Below are 15,272 nucleotides of genomic sequence, written 5' to 3'. Positions count from 1 at the left end.
TTTGATAGGGAAGAAAGCGTTCTTTATCAATTGAATGACGCTAAGTAGAAAACCCCAGCTATCTCTAGTTGGGGTTCGTAGATTTCAAATAGATCCTAGGTATTACCAAATAATCCAGTCACCTGTATCCCATTCTTTTTGGGTGATATAGCCGCTATTATCTTTATCCAGAATTCTAAATTCTTGTGCTGTCATCCCCATCTTAACGGCTTCATCTCTACTAATTTTCTTATCTTTATCGCTATCGATTGCATCGATTGAATTATTCTGAGCGCGATAGGCATTTGACTCAGTACTAGTGATTTGGTTGTTACCATCTTTATCAATTTTTTTGAACACTGCATCAGGCATGCCAGCCTTTTGCGCTTCCTCTTTAGTAACAATCTGATCCTTGTTAGTATCCATTGAAGAAAAAGAGGCTGCTTTAGGTGCAGTGGATTGCGCTTGGCTGATGCCCGGCAGTATTGCGGCAGCAATAAATAGATAATTCAAGAATTTCACTATAAGTCTCCTTTGAAGTCAGTTTTAAGATCAAAAATACAGTTTTACGGCTCGTTTCTGATGGACTCTTCGTTCCTAAATTCCACTATACATCTTCTGCGGTGGCCTTAAACAGAATTTTGAATTTCCAATCTTGGCTGTCTAGATCTAGGTTTTCAGCTGCCGAATCTAGGAAAAATGATTCTATGAGATTGAGTAAGCTTCAGATTGTCATTCTTAATCGGGCTTCAGATTTCTAGCTTTAATAGTTTGGGCCCAGAGATCGGTCTCATTATTGACAAAGGTCTTAAACGCATCAGGCGAGCTACCTACCAAATCAATTCCGCTTGAGCCGATCTTATTTTGTATATCAGGTGACTTAATGGCCTTATTGATATCATTTGATAACTTCTTCATATGGGCATCTGACATGCTTTGATTAGCAAAAATGCCATACCAAAGCGGCATTGAATAACCAGGAATGGCAGCTTCTGCAACGGTTGGGACATCAGGCAATGCAGGCGCGCGCTTGTTGGTAGTGACTGCTAGCGCTCTGACTTTACCTGCCTTGATATTAGGTAGGCTCACTGGCAGACCCGGTAAATACATTTGCACATCACCAGCGATCAAGGCATTGAGAGCAAGCGCTCCACTAGTAAATGGTACATGGGTCATAGTGATGCCAGCTTGGGCATTTAAGAGTTCACCCGCCATATGATCCGCATTACCAATACCTGCAGAACTAAAGTTTAATTCATTGGGCCTTTGTTTCGCATACTCAATTAATTCTTTGAGATTTTTAACGGGCAGATTATTGTTAACAATGACTACTAGTGGCATAGATGTCACTTGACTGACTGGCTTCAAATCTTTCTTAAGGTTATAAGAGAGCTTGGGGTAAAAGGACGCGCTGATCGCAATGGCATTTTGCGCAATCAGAATTGTGTGATCATCTTCAACCCCAGCTACATAGCCTGCTGCCACATTGCCTGCAGCGCCGGTTTTATTCTCCACAATCACAGATTGGCCCCAGATTTCAGATAGTGCGGGGGCGATTGATCTTGCCACCAGATCCATGCTACTTCCAGGACCAAGCCCTGAAACAATTTTGACGGTGCGATTGGGCCAAGGAGGGGCTGATTGGGCCATGCCTAGGTGGGCATAAATTAAGCAAGCCACCAAGGATAAAAGTTTCATTATTTTCATGAATGTCTCCAGTAATCAGATTGAAAAGGGCAGTAGTTTTTCTTGCCCGGATTCAAGTGCAACTTGTTTTAGGCTCAGCATGGTGTCTTCAGGTAGTAAAAGACCTAAGCGTCTATTTTTAGCATCAGCTTGGGATTCCATCTCTCCAGGAAAGTACACCTGCTGATGACCTTCTGCTAGCGGCACATCTTTTAGTGAGCGAATGTACTCATCGATACGACCTTCAAATTCTGCGAGAGGTTGAAATGCAGACACATTGAGTGATATCACCAAATGACACGCTGAACTTTTATTGATGGGGTCATAAGGACCATGCACTTGATCTAAAAATGCACCACCTGACAACACTCCAGAAAGGATGTCTACCATCACACCCATTACATAGCCTTTATGTCCAGCCATGGGCAATATGAAACCTTCGATTGCAGCCTGAGGGTCAGTAGTAGGGCGACCCTCTTTATCAATAGCCCAATCATTGGGAATCGATTGGCGGCGTTTTTGGGCTAGATAAATCTTACCTCTTGCCACCCCTGAATTTGCCATATCCATCACTACTGCACCATGTTTACCTCCTGGTACTGCAATAGACCATGGATTGGTGCCAATCTTTTTTTGACGTCCACCCCAAGGCGCCATATTGGGACCAGCGTTACTCATCAAGATCGTAATACAACCTTCTTTAGCGCCCATCCTGGTGAAATACATACAGGTGCCAAAGTGATTTGAGTTTTTTACTGACACAATGCCAACACTATGTTGCTTGGCTCTTCTGATGGATTCTTCCACCGCGCGTTTTGCAACAACTTGGCCAACGCCATCACCACCATCTAAGATCGCAATCGCATTAGAGTCAACGACTAAACTTGAATTGGTTACATGCTTCATCGCACCAGAACACAAGCGGGCGTAGTACCAAGAGAGTCTCAGTAGTCCATGTGATGAATGCCCCCATAGTTCTGATTGAACTAAGGTGTCGGCAGCAAGGTAAGCATCATCTTTAGGAACACCTTCACTCTCATACACTGCTTGGGTAAATCGAATCAGGTCTTCTGGTTTAAGGTAATTATTGGATATGGTCATGTTATTGATGGGAGAAAAGTGCTAGCCCTGGGGTATCCATACGTACGCGTAGAATGCTGCCAGTTTCTGATTCAGTAATAAACAGGTCTTGATTATCTTTTCCACCAAAGGCGAGATTAGTAGTCATGTAACCAGCGCAAGAATTAATTCGAAGAAGAGGCTCACCTCGTGGGGAAAATTTCCAGACTACACCGATGCCTGCATGCGCTACGAATAGATTACCTTCTTGATCTACTGCAAGACCATCAGGACCTGATCCTCCCGACATTTGAATAAAGTTACCAACACGTGTAATGGAGCCATCAGGTAAAAGCATTGCCCGCCAAATACTATTCGCACGAGTCGCAGCTATATAAAGTAGGTTTTCTGCGGGATTGAGTGCAATCCCATTGGGGCTGGGAACATTATTGAGTAGGCAGTTTAATTTACCTGCATCATCAAGACAAAAGACTCTTCCTGAGGGATCTTGTAATCCAGATTGCCCTTGGTCAGTAAAGTAAAGACTGCCATTTTTAGAGAAAACCAAATCATTTAAACCTTTAAAGGACTCGGTTTTATAGCGCTCAATGAATGGCTGCATTACTCCAGACTTTGGATCCAGTAGCATCAATCCATTTTTATGGTCTGCTACAAAAATACGACCATCTTGATGAATTTTCAATCCATTCGGCTCTCCATCATATTCTGCGATGGGTTTAACTGAGCCCTTTGGATCTATTTGATAAATAAATCCAAAGGCGATATCAACAATATAGAGATTGCCATCTTGATCAAACGAAGGGCCTTCGATATAGCTATCGGTTTTGAGATTGCCTTTGCCAGCCAAAATGCGCTCTTGCGAAAGTTGTCCGGACTTGCGATATTGATCCGGAATGCGAGCAAATACTTCGGTGCCTATTTCAGGGGGCGCCTTAAACATGTTGTCTCCACTTTTAATTTATAGTTTGTCAGATAAACAAAGATCTTACTTGTCAGTTCATGATTAAACAAGGTAACAAGACCAATATGAGACTATTTTTCATTTCCTTGCTAGCTGCTGCCATGCAGTTTACGGCCTCCGTTTATGCAGCGGAGTATCCAAGTCGTACGATCAAAATGATTATTCCATTTGCTCCAGGGGGAGGGTCCGATACTTTGGGCCGTGTACTGGCTGAAAAAATGGGCAATGAATTAGGCGCTTCAGTCATTGTGGAAAACAAACCTGGTGCTTCAAGCATTATCGGCACCGATGCGGTTGCTAAGGCAGCTCCCGACGGCCATACCCTATTACTTACCAATAGCGCAATTACTAGTAATCCCACTTTTTTCAAATTACCTTTTGATACACAGAGCTTAAGTGCCATCACTAAAGTAGCCAATGCTCCTCAACTACTCGTTGCCAATCCTGCTGCTCCCTTCAAAAACCTAAAGGAGTTATTGGCTTATGCAAAAGCTAATCCAGGTAAGGTTACTATCGGTACAGCTGGTGCGGGGCAGATCTCGCACTTGGCTGCTGAGTTGTTGGAGAAGTCTAGCGGCACGGAGATGACGATGGTCCATTACAAAGGGAGTGGGGGCGCCCTGGCTGATTTACTGGGCGGTCAAATTAATATGTCTTTCGGCACTGCACCTGGTTTGATGCAATTTATTCGCAGTGGCAAAGTCATACCCATTGCAGTATCCAGTGGGCAAAGAATGTCAGCTTTACCAAGCGTTCCTAGTATTGCCGAGGTATTGCCCGGTTATGACATCAATAACTGGTTTGGTATTTTCGCTCCCCCACAAACACCAAAGCCGATCATTGATAGGATCTATCAGGCTGTCAATAAAGCGCTAGCTAGCCCAGAGCTCAGTAAAAAATTTGGTGAAGAAGGTTTTGATATTGTTGCTACTCCGCCAGATAAGTTTGAAAAATCTTTCAAACAAGAAATTGGATACTGGCAAAAGTTTGCAAAAGACAATAATCTCAAGATAGATTAATGAAAACTAGTACCGGCAGCGTGCATCACTTTTATATTTGGTGAAGTACACAATGAGGCTGGCATCGGATTTGTATTTAGTGTAATAAATTGTTGCCCTAGCATCGCTTTTGTATTTTGTGAAAAACCAGACACCTGGATCATTGTCTGATTTATAGGCGGTTTCATACACAATGCAATTGGCATCTGATTGGTATTGAGTGACATAGACTTTTGCATCGGCGTCTGATGCATAGTCTGTAATATAGATCTGTGCCGCATTGATCGAGCATGAATACAGGAATGCTACTAAAGAGCAAAATTGGATCGCGGTTTTAAAGTGTTTCATTGCTGATATTCCATCGCGTTTTATCAGAATCTTTTAGCTAATGAGTTTTGGGTCTAAGGCCCGTATGCGCTCATCTACATAGTACCCGCCGTATTCGGTGTAGCGCAAATACTTACTGCCACATTCTTTACATTCATAGACATCTGAGCGGTTATAGGGATGAAATTGAATCGATATGGGCGCATTTTCAGACCATAGGTTTGTGCCTTCTGGGTGATCTTCTTCCCAAAATTCTGGAGCACCTTCTATTCTGAGCGTGCCAATGGGCTTGAGACAGTTCAGATCAAATGAGCCTGGTACTGTTTCCCAGCCTACGCACGAAAGGGATTCGCATTTAGAGCAATTGGCTTTTGATGGGGTAGAGTTAGCAATCTCTAGTAACTCACTACGATTTAACTCTTTGGGCATTTCGGTATCAATTTGGTAGGCATGCGCTATATTGGCATTGGTATAGATCAAACTGTACCTGAAATTATGTTGAATCAGCCCCGAGATAAAGGTGTCTTATGAAACTCAAGTCATTCCTGGTGATCCTGTTTAGTGTCGTAAGTATTTCGAGCTATGCAGCCTATCCTGATAAATCAATCAAGTTTTTAGTGCCTTGGCCGCCGGGTGGGGCTACTGATCAAGTGGCGCGTATCTTAGTTCAGCCCCTAACAAAAGAGCTTGGTGTTTCTGTCTTTGTAGAAAACAAGGGTGGAGCAGGTGGCAATATTGGTACACAAGCCTTTGTTCAAGATAAACCAGATGGCTATTCCATTCTGATGGCTACAAGCTCTACTAATGCAGCTGGCCCACATTTATTTTCTAACCAAGGATTTGATGTTATCAAAGACTTCACTCCAGTGGTGTTGGTTTGCACTATTCCAAACATCATGGTGATACCAGCATCCTCGCCTTGGAATAGCATGAAAGACTTGGTAAATGATGCTAAACAAAACCCCGGTAAGTTTACATATGGATCAGCGGGGATTGGTGCATCTCAGCATTTGGCAGGCGCTCAATTTAAGACCGTAACTGGTTTAGATGTTCGACATGTGCCTTATAAGGGTAGTGGTCCTGCAGCGTTAGATCTGATGGCAGGTCATATCGATATGATGCTCGATACAGGGTCACTCAATAATATTAAGGCTGGAAAGTTAAAGGCATTGGGCGTGGCTGCAGATAAGCGTATTCCAGAGTTGCCAAATGTTCCTTCGATGAAAGAGGCTGGTGTACCGATGGTGGCTAATGCTTGGTATGGCGTTATGCTTCCTGCAGGTGCTCCAAAAGACGTTACAGAAAAACTGAATGCTGCTTTTAATAAAGTGCTCAATGATCCAGAAGTCCGAAAAAGTTTGCAATCTATTGGCGCGCAAATTGATGGTGGCTCTGTCGCAGAATTTACTAAATTCTCCCAATCAGAAGTAAAGCGCTACGAAGGTATCGTCAAGATGTCTGGAGCACCAAAGGAATAGTCTTTTATCTCTAAAGCCATTAATATAATGGTGTATAAATTCACTAAGTGGAAACCAAGTAAAGATCATGGATCAAATTGAAATTATTCGGGCGGTGAGTAATGTCATGGACGCCCTTGGTGTTGCAGTGGTATCGATTGGCATGCTTTGGGGGCTGTTCCTTTTTATTAAAGACCTCTATACACAAAACTCCAGTGATGCTTATAAGGCCTTTCGTATTCAAATTGTTCGCTCCCTGATATTGGGATTAGAGGTATTGGTTGCGGGTGATGTCATCCGTACAGTTGCTATTAGCCCAACACTGATGAGTGTTGGCGTATTGGGCGCAATCGTGCTGATCCGATGCTTTCTCAGCTGGTCCCTGACTTTAGAGATCGATGGTCGCTGGCCTTGGCAATCACCTCCCAAAGACTAACCATCGAAAATAGATTCATAGGATGTTAAAAACTTTGGTACTAAAACAGTTGTAAGCACTACTATTTTTAATTATTAACTTAACTAGGAACACTCCATGTCACATGTCGCCCATCTCTCATTACAAACAAAACCTGGTTCATTCCAGAAAGTCTGTGATCGCTATCATCGGTTTGCAGAGGAAGTTTTGGCAAGCCACCCCGATCTTCATGACGTCATCATCGTTGGCAATCAAGCACAAAATGTCATTGAGGGCTTTGGTATTTGGGAGAATGCTGAGCAGGCAGCTTCACTTGAAGATACGCAAGCCTTTGCTGATTTTTTAGCCGATATTGAAAGCAATTTAGTGTCCCCTGTCGGTAGAAATGATTTACTCGTGTTCTATCGCATGAATCCTAAAAGCTAGTCTGTCACTGACTCAATAAAAACCCCCGGTATATCGCTGGGGTTTTGTATTTGTAGGCTCACTATATTTTTATTTCACATAGAGTATGTGTCGCCAAGAGCCATCTGCAAGGTGTTCAGTTTCGATCCATCCGCCAATCCCGCCATATTTTCCAGTGCCTCCAGTAATCGCTCGTCTGGTGCTGGTAGATTCTTCTAGGGTTGCTTTGGCACTCGGATATTTAGCCACCCCCTGAATCACGATCTGATCCTTGGTGCCATCATCAAATGAAAAAACGGCTGAAGTAATGCGGTATTCCACGCCTTTATCACCCACTACACCAGTAGTGGTCATGATCCAATCAGTCATGAGATTGCTACCATCATCGGCTTTTGCGGGAAAGTGCCAAAGACGGACATCTCCAATGGATTGGCCTGGTTTCCCATGATCTAGAAAGGTTGGCGGGGGAACCTCTGGATGGGTTACAACGATTTTGGTTTGTGCCAGAGATAGGCAGCTAGTGAAAATGGCAACCGTGGCCAGAATAGCTTTGAGAATTCGCATTTAGAGCCTCAATAGGGGTTATCAAACCTTACTATATCCAAATTAGCCTAAAAATGCACTTGGGCTTATCCGATACAAGAATGTCATTTTGTTTTGTATAAACTGCGTATATGTCAACCATTCAACAAACTCAGAAATGAAGGGTCTTCAGTTTGACCTACGGGCATATCTAAATTCATTTTTAGATGTGAATAGCCTTGTCCCGCATTCTCAAATTTTAGAGGATCTTCTTTCGGTGATAGAAAAAGAAGCGCAAAGCATGCGGGATTTTCTTGAAATCTTAGTCGATACCAATTTATGGCAAGGCTGGCAGATTGAGCCAAATCCCTATAAGTTGATGATTGTGACAGTGGGAGCGGAAATTGATCGCTTGGCAACACTCAAGCAAGAACCTGCTTTTCATTCTAAGCGGCATATGATGGATGTTTGCTTGATGCTCTCCTATTTTCTTAAACAGGAAGAACCTAAACAAGTCGAGAAAAAAGGTGAATCAGTGAGCTCGGCTTGGGAAACTTCTTCGACTGAGAAGTGGCAGCTCCTTCTTGCGGCCGCTGCGCATGATTTAGGGCACCCAGGACTCATCAATACAAGACCCTATGAGATAGAGCAACAGAGCCTAGATTTGTTGAAGACCCTTTTGACCAGAGAAGGCGTAGATTCGCAATCCATTAAAGATGCCCTGGAATCGGTCGCCCCCTGGATTTTGGCTACCGATCATGGGCAATACAAAGCGCTATTGGAACGCATAGCTATTCATCCTCCCGAGCATGTGGATTGTCTGGCCATGTTGCTGGTAGAAGCAGATCTTGCCTCTAGCGTACTTCCTATCAGGGGTAGGCTGCTTACTGGGCGTCTTTGTGAGGAGTGGGATAGGCCGTATCCTGAAAAATCCATTGCTCTTCGAAATCAGGTGGGGTATCTTAGCTTCCTTACAAGTCTGCAGTTTGTGAGTCCCCAAGCTGTTAGCGCTACTATTCCACAAATTTTAAATAATTCTCTTTTACAACTTCGCTCCCAACTATCATGAAGATTACCCACAATATTTTTTCTTTGCCTAAACCCCTCTTTTGGCTTTTGGCTGTTTCCAACATCGTCTTTGCTTTTTGGTTGGATAGTCGCTTTGGATCATTTTGGGCATGGAACATCACTGATCTAGCCGACAAGCATGATGTCACGCTTGAGGACATTTTGGCAGTGGGACAGTTTGTTTTATTTGCGGTGTCTGTTGATATGGGTATCCGACACTTCGTAGTACGTTTTAATGCGAAAACCCATGGCAATCAAGTTCCTGCTATTTTGGTGCAGGCAGTCACGATTATTTGTTACGCCATTATTGGATTGTTTGGCTTCATCGTGATGTATGACCACTCAGCAGGTCAATTGTTGGCTGCATCAGGCGCAATTGGTTTCGGTATTGTTTATGTCTTGCGAGAGGTGGTGGCTGATATCGTCGCCTGTATTCAGATTCAGTCTGATGGCTTGATTAGCATTGGTGATCAGATTCAAGTCAGGGGTGAAGGTGGTGGGTATTACGAGATTGTGCAAATGGACCGTCGCATGGTGACCATTCAAACCGTCTTGAAGTACACAATTCGAGTGCCTAACCGCCGCTTCATTAATATGGACTACATCAATTTATCGAAGCAAACTACAGAGATGGGCGCACGTCGTATTTTGGAGCTCGACTTGGATTCTGGTAATGATGCGGATAGAGTGATTGAGCTTTTGAACCAGGCTGCTGAATACATCATCAAGAATGACCCAAATTTTTTCCCTTGGTACCGCGCATTTATGTCCAAGATTAATAATGGTGCCTACACCTTCTTATTAGTGTATGAGTGCGATCCAACCATTCCTCCACTTCGCTCTAACGGAATTGTGAACTTGGCTATAGCTCGCTTCTTTAAGTTGGGCGGTATCAATATGAACTCCACCGTGGAAGTGGTGAAGTCATCTGAAATTATCGATACGATCAAGAATCGTTTAAAAGATGTTTATCGCCTTGGAATTCTGAAGGCTTTAAGTACTGAGCAGGTGATACGTTTGACAGATGCGGCCCAGATTGTGAATTGTCGCGCCAATCAATTGCTGATTGAAAAAGGCCACACCGCAGACAGTATGTATATTTTGATTGAGGGTGAGTTGGAAGTGACGATCCCGAATGATCAGGGTGAACAGATTGTTGTAGCCAAAATTTGGCCTGGTGAATGTGTAGGGGAGATGTCTTTATTAACAGGAGAACCTAGATCAGCCAATGTCCGCGCTAAGGTCAATTCCACATTGCTGGAAATTACAAAGACCGATATTGCCCCAATCTTTGAGACCCATCCTGAGTTGATTGAAGAAATATCGGCACTACTTGAACGGCGTAAGGCGGCTAATCAAATGCTCTTGAATAAACCGATGGAGCTCGAAGAGGTCGAAAGAGATATTAAGGCCTTAGCCAAGAAGATCTTGAAATTCTTTTTTAACAAGGGTTAACCCGAGGGCAACACTCAGTTGAATTTGAAGCTTTCTCAATGCCGGGTTAATTCCAGGCATTTCATTTATTGCTTAGCTAAAAAAATTTTTCAATAAAAAGCAAGCGCACTTAAATACCCATTTGCTAATAGGAAAAAAGTTATAGCGAAGTAAGAAAACCTGTTTTATTATTGTCAAATTGTTTATTAAGGGATTTAAAACGATGTCTGATCATGTGAATTCATCAGAGCATAAGCCAGACCATTCGGGGCACCTAGAAGTCTTTATTGAAAAATTAATCTTCAGAAGTCGCTGGATTCTAGCGTCTTTCTATCTGATTTTGGTGGCAACCTTATTTTTAGTTGCTATCAAGTTCGTAAAAGAGTTCGCACACTTTGCGATGGTCTTTTGGGATGCCTCTGAGGCTGAGTTTGTTACTGGCGTCCTGGAGATTGTGGATAAGACCTTATTAGGCAACCTCCTTATTTTGATTATCTTTTCTGGTTATGAAAACTTCGTCTCCATTATTGGCGCTGCAAAAAATAGTGCCGATCGTCCAAAGTGGATGGGCGGAGTGGACTTTGCTAGCTTGAAGTTAAAACTCATTGGTTCGATTGTGGCTCTTTCAGGTATCAATCTTTTAGCAGCCTTCTTAGAAATTGAAACAACCAATAAAGAAAATCTCGGTTGGATGGTTGGAATCCATTTAACTTTCGTTGTGACCGGATTGATCTTTGCTCTCTCTGAGAGATTCATGGTGCATGAAAATGATTGATTTTTAATTACCAGCTAGTTTTGGTAATCATTAAGGGTAATCATTAAGCCCTCGCTAGCAGTAGCGGGGGTTTTTTACTTGAGTACCCCTACCTGCTTATTTTTTAGAGGGCAGCTCAAGTACCAATTTATAGGCAACAGAGTATTTGTAGATATTGCTAACGTATTGAACGGTTTCGCTACCTATGCGCTCAGCAGCGATACGCTCCACATTATCAAACCAGATATTGGGATTGAGACCCCGTTTGCCTGCTTCAACCCGTAATTGCTGAATTCTGGTAGGACCGGCGTTATAGGCGGCAAAGGCAAATAGGACCTTATTTAAATCGGTCATAGGTTCTTTGCTGTAATACTGATCAATCAAGTAGCGAATATATTTAATCCCGCCATTAATGTTGTTGTTAACTTGGTCAATGTTCCCAACTTTGAGTTCTTTGCCTGTAGCAGGCATGATTTGCATGACTCCAATAGCGCCTACTTTACTTTTTTTGTTTTGATCCAAGCGAGACTCTTGATACCCTTGAGCGGTCATGAGTAGCCAGTCAATTTGATATTGGCTGCTGTATTTTTGAAATATGCTTGCTAGAGCATGGAATTTTTTAAGCTCTGTAGGGTCGGTAGAATTTTTCACCCACTTGACAGTCTTGAGGTAGGCCTGTAATTTTTGATTGCCAAAGCTACTCCCAATCTTATTTTTATCCGTAAAGGCATCTAGTGCTTTCTTGAGCTCTGGAGAATTTTTGCGAAATCCAAAAGCAATATCACCACCACTACTCAAAACCAAGTTCTCATGAATGCGGATATTAGAAAATGTTTTTTTCCAAAAATCAGCCAAGTAATAATCACTGACTGTAATGGGAACTAAATTCGCGTTCACCATCTCCAAGATGTCTTCTGTTTCAAAAATTCCGGGCGCATCTTTAATGATGATGGGCGGTTTTTTCTGCTTAATGAGCTCAGCATTAAGACGCTTAAGACTGTTGGCGTAGCTAGTGGAGGGGTTAACAAAAACAGCTTTCCCTGATAAATCTTCCAGGCTATTGAGGGTCGGACCATTTGCAGATGTGACGATGATCTCTCGTACACCGCTAACAATTGGGCTTGAGAATTCAATCAGTTTTTTACGCTCAGGAGTAACGGTGAGATCTGCTGCGATGATGTCACCTTTGCCAGCTACCAAATCTGGAATGAGACGATCACGCGCTGTCGGTACAAAAATAAAATGAAGCTTGAGATTTTTACTGGCGATTTGCTTATTCAGATTCTGTTCAAATTCCGTCATCATGTCGTACATGAGACCACGCTGCTGGCCGCCTTTATCGAGAAAATAGAGAGTCTTGTTGTAGGGTAACAAGACACGCACGATTCGGCGCTGAATCATGGCATCTAAATCGCCTTTCCAAACAATTCTTTGGGCATCAATAGTGATTAGCTCATTAGCGCTTGGAGGAAGCGCATGGGATTGGAAGCTAACTCCAATCAACAGCAAGAGCCCAAAACCAATATTTTTAATGATTTTCAACCTCATCCCTTTTTAACGATTTGGCAGGTCGTAGATCAAGTTAATCGTCATTACCAGAAGGGTGGTGTTAAAGATAAATGCAATCCAACCTTGAATCATGGCCAAGTAGCGCATTTTGAAGCTGGCAATATTGACGTCCGCTGTTTGGCAAGTCATTCCAAGAACCATTGAAAAATACAAGAAGTCAAAATAGACGGGCTTTAAAGTTGCAGGAAAGATTAAGGGCGGCGCTTGAGTCTGTTCATATTCTTTGTAATAGACATGGGCGTAGTGCAAGGCAAATGCAGTATGAATTAAGAACCAAGAGCTGATGTAAGTAAATAGTACTAACCCAATCTCCATTGCAGTATTGTCTATTAATAAAGATTTGATGTTAGTCATAATCATCACGATGATGCCTATGCTGGTGATGGCCCCAAATAAGGTAATCAGCAAAATAAATGGCGCCCCATCATCCTCTTTTTGAGAGAGGCCAGAGATATTTTCTTTGGTTGAAAAATACATCATGATTAAAGTTGCAGTCACATAAAGACTGCTGGCAATAATCCAGGCTAAGGCTAACTTAACCAAGATCGATGGGGTAGATAGCGAGAAAAAAGCCACTAAGCCAACCAAAATGACAACCAATAGGCGGTGAGTTGAGCTAATGAAGTGCCAATATTGAGACCAGTGAGTTGCTTTCATAGTAGCCTTAGTATGCCTTTAAAGAAGGGGATTATCGCAAATACCCAGGTAAGATTGCCATGTTGGATGTCAGATTTGAGATAATATTCGTTTAATTATCCAGGGAGTGAGTGTTGCGCAATAAGAAAATTGGTTGGATGACAGTTTTGGGGGTGCTATTACTGATAGCAGCCTGTGTGGCGGCTTACAACATTACAAAACTTCCCGAGAAAAATGTGAGCTTGCCCTTAATGCAGATTCATACGGCATAAAAAAAGCAAGCTTAGCCCATCCACTGACTTACCGGTGCAGCGGCATCTTGCAAGGGTTGAGAAATAATATCCACAAGAGCAGGCTCCCCGCATTCGATTGCCGCTTTTAAGGCCGCCTCAAGCTTTAGCGGATCATCAACCGTCCAAGAGCGCACTCCATAGGCCTCTGCTACCTTAGCGTGGTTAGTACGATTAAAGTCTACAGAGAAGTAGCGTTTGTCGTAACCAGCTTTTTGACTTGCCTTAATCCAGCCATATACCGAATTAGAAATCACAATCATGAGCACAGGTAATTTGTAACGTGTGATTGTTTCCAGTTCGCCGACGGTAAAACCAAAGCTACCATCTCCCATTACCGCAACGCATTTAGATTGTGGTCTGCCAACAGCTGCTCCAATCGCAGCGGACATAGCAAAACCTAAGGCACCATGAGCACGATTAGTAATAAAATGCCTTCCTGGGATGTCGCTCATAAAGTAAGCAGAGAAATAGGGGCATGGAGTACCGGGATCTGCGCAAACGATGGCATCTTTTGGCAATAGCTTATTCAGGATGTGAACAATTTTTTCCGGAACAATTGGAGTCTCATTGCTATTCGCTAATTTAAGGAAAGATTCAAATTTAATCTTCTTTGCTTTGGCTACTTCTGCTTTGCCGTCAACGCAGTTGTTTGTTCGAGATTGAATATGGCTCGCTAAATAACTGTATAACTGCTCAAGTGTTAATTTGGCATCCCCAACTAAGCCAACGGCTGTAGGGTAATTTGCCCCAATAGTATCTGGATCAATATCGAGATGAATAATCGGAATGGACTTATTGGGGTAGCGCCAATTTTCAGTGGTGGTCGATCCAGCGCGGCAAGTGATGAAAAAGACGGCATCTGCACTATTGACCACATCTCTAGTAGCCATCACGCCACCATTAGCACCCACAACACCTGCATTTAAAGGATGATTACCAGCCAGACTGCCTTGACCACTGACAGTGGTGCAAACAGGGATATTAAGTAGTTGGGCAATATTCTCCAGCACTTGTTCTGCACCAGAGTTAACGACACCACCACCACAGATCAATACTGGAAACTTGGCTGCCAATAATAATTTGGCTGCTTTTTCAATATCGCTATTATTGGCCACATAACGCTGAGCTGGATATTGGCAATGTTCCTTTTGGGCCCAAATATCGCTGCGATCAACAGCATGTTTTTGTACATCATAAGGCAGACAAATATTTGTGCTGCCAGGTTTTCCAGTGGTCATTGCACGGAATGCATTTCTGATAGCAGACGGAATCTGCTCTGCTAAATCAATGGTGGTATTCCATTTGGTTAGCGGTGCATATAGGGTCTGTTGATCTAGTTCTGTTAGTGGAAACTTGCCACGAGAGGTGACGGGCACATCTGAGGTAATACCTAGTACTGGAATAGAGGATTCATTGGCTTCTACCAATCCAGGCAATAGGTATGTAGCACCACCACCACTAGGTCCTTCGCATACACCAACTTTGTGAGTCACTCTTGCATAAGCGTCAGCCATATATCCTGCACTACGTTCATCTCTTGTAAGGATATGTTGCATGCCATGATCTAGTCTGGCTAAAGCATCATAAAAAGGCAGACTGGTATCGCCACATAAACCAAAAATATGCTTTACCTCATACTGCTCTAGCATGCGTACTAGCGCTTCTGCACCATTCAACTGATCACTCAT

The 15,272-nt window shown here is 43.0% G+C and carries 18 protein-coding genes; 8 read left to right on the top strand and 10 right to left on the bottom strand.

The features are described from left to right. Positions 1 to 102: 102 nt before the first annotated feature. The 4 genes from ICN38_RS09260 to ICN38_RS09245 all read right to left on the bottom strand — a co-directional run bounded on the left by ICN38_RS09260 (position 103) and on the right by ICN38_RS09245 (position 3,685). Positions 103 to 501, bottom strand: coding sequence for a hypothetical protein (locus ICN38_RS09260; protein WP_216256774.1), 399 nt, complete (start codon positions 499 to 501; stop codon positions 103 to 105). Positions 502 to 717: 216 nt separating this feature from the next. Continuing rightward, positions 718 to 1,686 carry a tripartite tricarboxylate transporter substrate binding protein gene (locus ICN38_RS09255; RefSeq protein WP_216256773.1) on the bottom strand — a complete coding sequence of 323 codons (969 nt, stop codon included), beginning with the start codon at positions 1,684 to 1,686 and terminating at the stop codon, positions 718 to 720. A gap of 15 nt (positions 1,687 to 1,701) precedes the next feature. Continuing rightward, on the bottom strand, positions 1,702 to 2,766 hold the full coding sequence (locus ICN38_RS09250) for an Ldh family oxidoreductase (RefSeq protein ID WP_216256772.1): 1,065 nt from the start codon (positions 2,764 to 2,766) through the stop codon (positions 1,702 to 1,704). Position 2,767: 1 nt separating this feature from the next. Continuing rightward, the gene (locus tag ICN38_RS09245; RefSeq protein ID WP_216256771.1) at positions 2,768 to 3,685 is read right to left on the bottom strand and encodes an SMP-30/gluconolactonase/LRE family protein; all 918 of its coding nucleotides are present in this window, start codon (positions 3,683 to 3,685) and stop codon (positions 2,768 to 2,770) included. Positions 3,686 to 3,771: 86 nt separating this feature from the next. Between ICN38_RS09245 and ICN38_RS09240 the strand changes: the two genes are divergently transcribed. Then, complete coding sequence (locus ICN38_RS09240; protein ID WP_216256770.1) at positions 3,772 to 4,725, top strand: tripartite tricarboxylate transporter substrate binding protein; 954 nt, start codon at positions 3,772 to 3,774, stop codon at positions 4,723 to 4,725. A 6-nt stretch (positions 4,726 to 4,731) separates the two neighbouring features. On the opposite strand, the gene ICN38_RS09235 is transcribed toward ICN38_RS09240, so the two are convergent. Next, positions 4,732 to 5,052, bottom strand: coding sequence for a DUF6150 family protein (locus tag ICN38_RS09235; protein WP_216256769.1), 321 nt, complete (start codon positions 5,050 to 5,052; stop codon positions 4,732 to 4,734). A gap of 33 nt (positions 5,053 to 5,085) precedes the next feature. Continuing rightward, positions 5,086 to 5,511, bottom strand: coding sequence for a hypothetical protein (locus ICN38_RS09230; RefSeq protein ID WP_216256768.1), 426 nt, complete (start codon positions 5,509 to 5,511; stop codon positions 5,086 to 5,088). Positions 5,512 to 5,558: 47 nt separating this feature from the next. On the opposite strand from ICN38_RS09230, the gene ICN38_RS09225 reads away from it, so the two are divergent. The 3 genes from ICN38_RS09225 to ICN38_RS09215 all read left to right on the top strand — a co-directional run bounded on the left by ICN38_RS09225 (position 5,559) and on the right by ICN38_RS09215 (position 7,329). Then, entirely contained in the window at positions 5,559 to 6,509 is a 951-nt protein-coding gene (locus ICN38_RS09225) for a tripartite tricarboxylate transporter substrate binding protein (protein ID WP_216256767.1), read from the top strand. Between the two features lie 67 nt (positions 6,510 to 6,576). After that, the gene (locus ICN38_RS09220) at positions 6,577 to 6,924 is read left to right on the top strand and encodes a DUF1622 domain-containing protein (protein WP_216256766.1); all 348 of its coding nucleotides are present in this window, start codon (positions 6,577 to 6,579) and stop codon (positions 6,922 to 6,924) included. 96 nt (positions 6,925 to 7,020) lie between these two features. Continuing rightward, positions 7,021 to 7,329 (top strand): hypothetical protein, encoded by a 309-nt coding sequence (locus tag ICN38_RS09215; protein WP_216256765.1) that lies wholly within the window; start codon positions 7,021 to 7,023, stop codon positions 7,327 to 7,329. A gap of 69 nt (positions 7,330 to 7,398) precedes the next feature. On the opposite strand, the gene ICN38_RS09210 is transcribed toward ICN38_RS09215, so the two are convergent. After that, on the bottom strand, positions 7,399 to 7,872 hold the full coding sequence (locus ICN38_RS09210; RefSeq protein ID WP_216256764.1) for a hypothetical protein: 474 nt from the start codon (positions 7,870 to 7,872) through the stop codon (positions 7,399 to 7,401). Between the two features lie 259 nt (positions 7,873 to 8,131). On the opposite strand from ICN38_RS09210, the gene ICN38_RS09205 reads away from it, so the two are divergent. The 3 genes from ICN38_RS09205 (at position 8,132) to ICN38_RS09195 (ending at position 11,107) form a co-directional block, all read left to right on the top strand. After that, the gene (locus tag ICN38_RS09205; protein ID WP_216256763.1) at positions 8,132 to 8,899 is read left to right on the top strand and encodes a 3',5'-cyclic nucleotide phosphodiesterase; all 768 of its coding nucleotides are present in this window, start codon (positions 8,132 to 8,134) and stop codon (positions 8,897 to 8,899) included. Then, a complete protein-coding gene (locus tag ICN38_RS09200) occupies positions 8,896 to 10,353 on the top strand; it encodes a mechanosensitive ion channel family protein (RefSeq protein WP_216256762.1) in 1,458 nt (485 codons plus the stop codon). Before ICN38_RS09205 ends, ICN38_RS09200 begins: the two co-directional genes overlap by 4 nt. Before the next feature lie 202 nt (positions 10,354 to 10,555). Continuing rightward, entirely contained in the window at positions 10,556 to 11,107 is a 552-nt protein-coding gene (locus ICN38_RS09195) for a YqhA family protein (protein WP_216256761.1), read from the top strand. Positions 11,108 to 11,203: 96 nt separating this feature from the next. Here ICN38_RS09195 and ICN38_RS09190 read toward each other — a convergent pair whose 3' ends face one another. Together ICN38_RS09190 and ICN38_RS09185 are read right to left on the bottom strand one after the other, a co-directional pair. After that, positions 11,204 to 12,628, bottom strand: a complete 1,425-nt coding sequence (locus tag ICN38_RS09190; protein ID WP_255562782.1) for a transporter substrate-binding domain-containing protein — start codon at positions 12,626 to 12,628, stop codon at positions 11,204 to 11,206. A gap of 12 nt (positions 12,629 to 12,640) precedes the next feature. Then, positions 12,641 to 13,312 (bottom strand): DUF1345 domain-containing protein, encoded by a 672-nt coding sequence (locus ICN38_RS09185; RefSeq protein WP_216256759.1) that lies wholly within the window; start codon positions 13,310 to 13,312, stop codon positions 12,641 to 12,643. A gap of 113 nt (positions 13,313 to 13,425) precedes the next feature. On the opposite strand from ICN38_RS09185, the gene ICN38_RS09180 reads away from it, so the two are divergent. Further along, positions 13,426 to 13,563 (top strand): hypothetical protein, encoded by a 138-nt coding sequence (locus ICN38_RS09180; protein ID WP_216256758.1) that lies wholly within the window; start codon positions 13,426 to 13,428, stop codon positions 13,561 to 13,563. An 11-nt stretch (positions 13,564 to 13,574) separates the two neighbouring features. Here the strand turns inward: ICN38_RS09180 and ICN38_RS09175 are convergent, their stop codons facing one another. Continuing rightward, entirely contained in the window at positions 13,575 to 15,272 is a 1,698-nt protein-coding gene (locus ICN38_RS09175) for a thiamine pyrophosphate-binding protein (protein ID WP_216256757.1), read from the bottom strand.

This window comes from Polynucleobacter sp. AP-Melu-500A-A1 (assembly GCF_018882125.1).
GTDB lineage: Bacteria > Pseudomonadota > Gammaproteobacteria > Burkholderiales > Burkholderiaceae > Polynucleobacter.
Note: the sequence above shows the minus strand (reverse complement) of the source record. Positions and strands in the feature narration are given on the sequence as shown.

Coding starts and splice junctions, on each gene's coding strand:
- ICN38_RS09215 (WP_216256765.1), top strand. CDS start 7,021: ATGTCACATGTCGCCCATCTCTCATTACAAACAAAACCTGGTTCATTC.
- ICN38_RS09210 (WP_216256764.1), bottom strand. CDS start 7,872: ATGCGAATTCTCAAAGCTATTCTGGCCACGGTTGCCATTTTCACTAGC.
- ICN38_RS09225 (WP_216256767.1), top strand. CDS start 5,559: ATGAAACTCAAGTCATTCCTGGTGATCCTGTTTAGTGTCGTAAGTATT.
- ICN38_RS09255 (WP_216256773.1), bottom strand. CDS start 1,686: ATGAAAATAATGAAACTTTTATCCTTGGTGGCTTGCTTAATTTATGCC.
- ICN38_RS09195 (WP_216256761.1), top strand. CDS start 10,556: ATGTCTGATCATGTGAATTCATCAGAGCATAAGCCAGACCATTCGGGG.
- ICN38_RS09240 (WP_216256770.1), top strand. CDS start 3,772: ATGAGACTATTTTTCATTTCCTTGCTAGCTGCTGCCATGCAGTTTACG.
- ICN38_RS09200 (WP_216256762.1), top strand. CDS start 8,896: ATGAAGATTACCCACAATATTTTTTCTTTGCCTAAACCCCTCTTTTGG.
- ICN38_RS09250 (WP_216256772.1), bottom strand. CDS start 2,766: ATGACCATATCCAATAATTACCTTAAACCAGAAGACCTGATTCGATTT.
- ICN38_RS09220 (WP_216256766.1), top strand. CDS start 6,577: ATGGATCAAATTGAAATTATTCGGGCGGTGAGTAATGTCATGGACGCC.
- ICN38_RS09185 (WP_216256759.1), bottom strand. CDS start 13,312: ATGAAAGCAACTCACTGGTCTCAATATTGGCACTTCATTAGCTCAACT.
- ICN38_RS09245 (WP_216256771.1), bottom strand. CDS start 3,685: ATGTTTAAGGCGCCCCCTGAAATAGGCACCGAAGTATTTGCTCGCATT.
- ICN38_RS09175 (WP_216256757.1), bottom strand. CDS start 15,272: ATGAGTGATCAGTTGAATGGTGCAGAAGCGCTAGTACGCATGCTAGAG.
- ICN38_RS09235 (WP_216256769.1), bottom strand. CDS start 5,052: ATGAAACACTTTAAAACCGCGATCCAATTTTGCTCTTTAGTAGCATTC.
- ICN38_RS09205 (WP_216256763.1), top strand. CDS start 8,132: ATGCGGGATTTTCTTGAAATCTTAGTCGATACCAATTTATGGCAAGGC.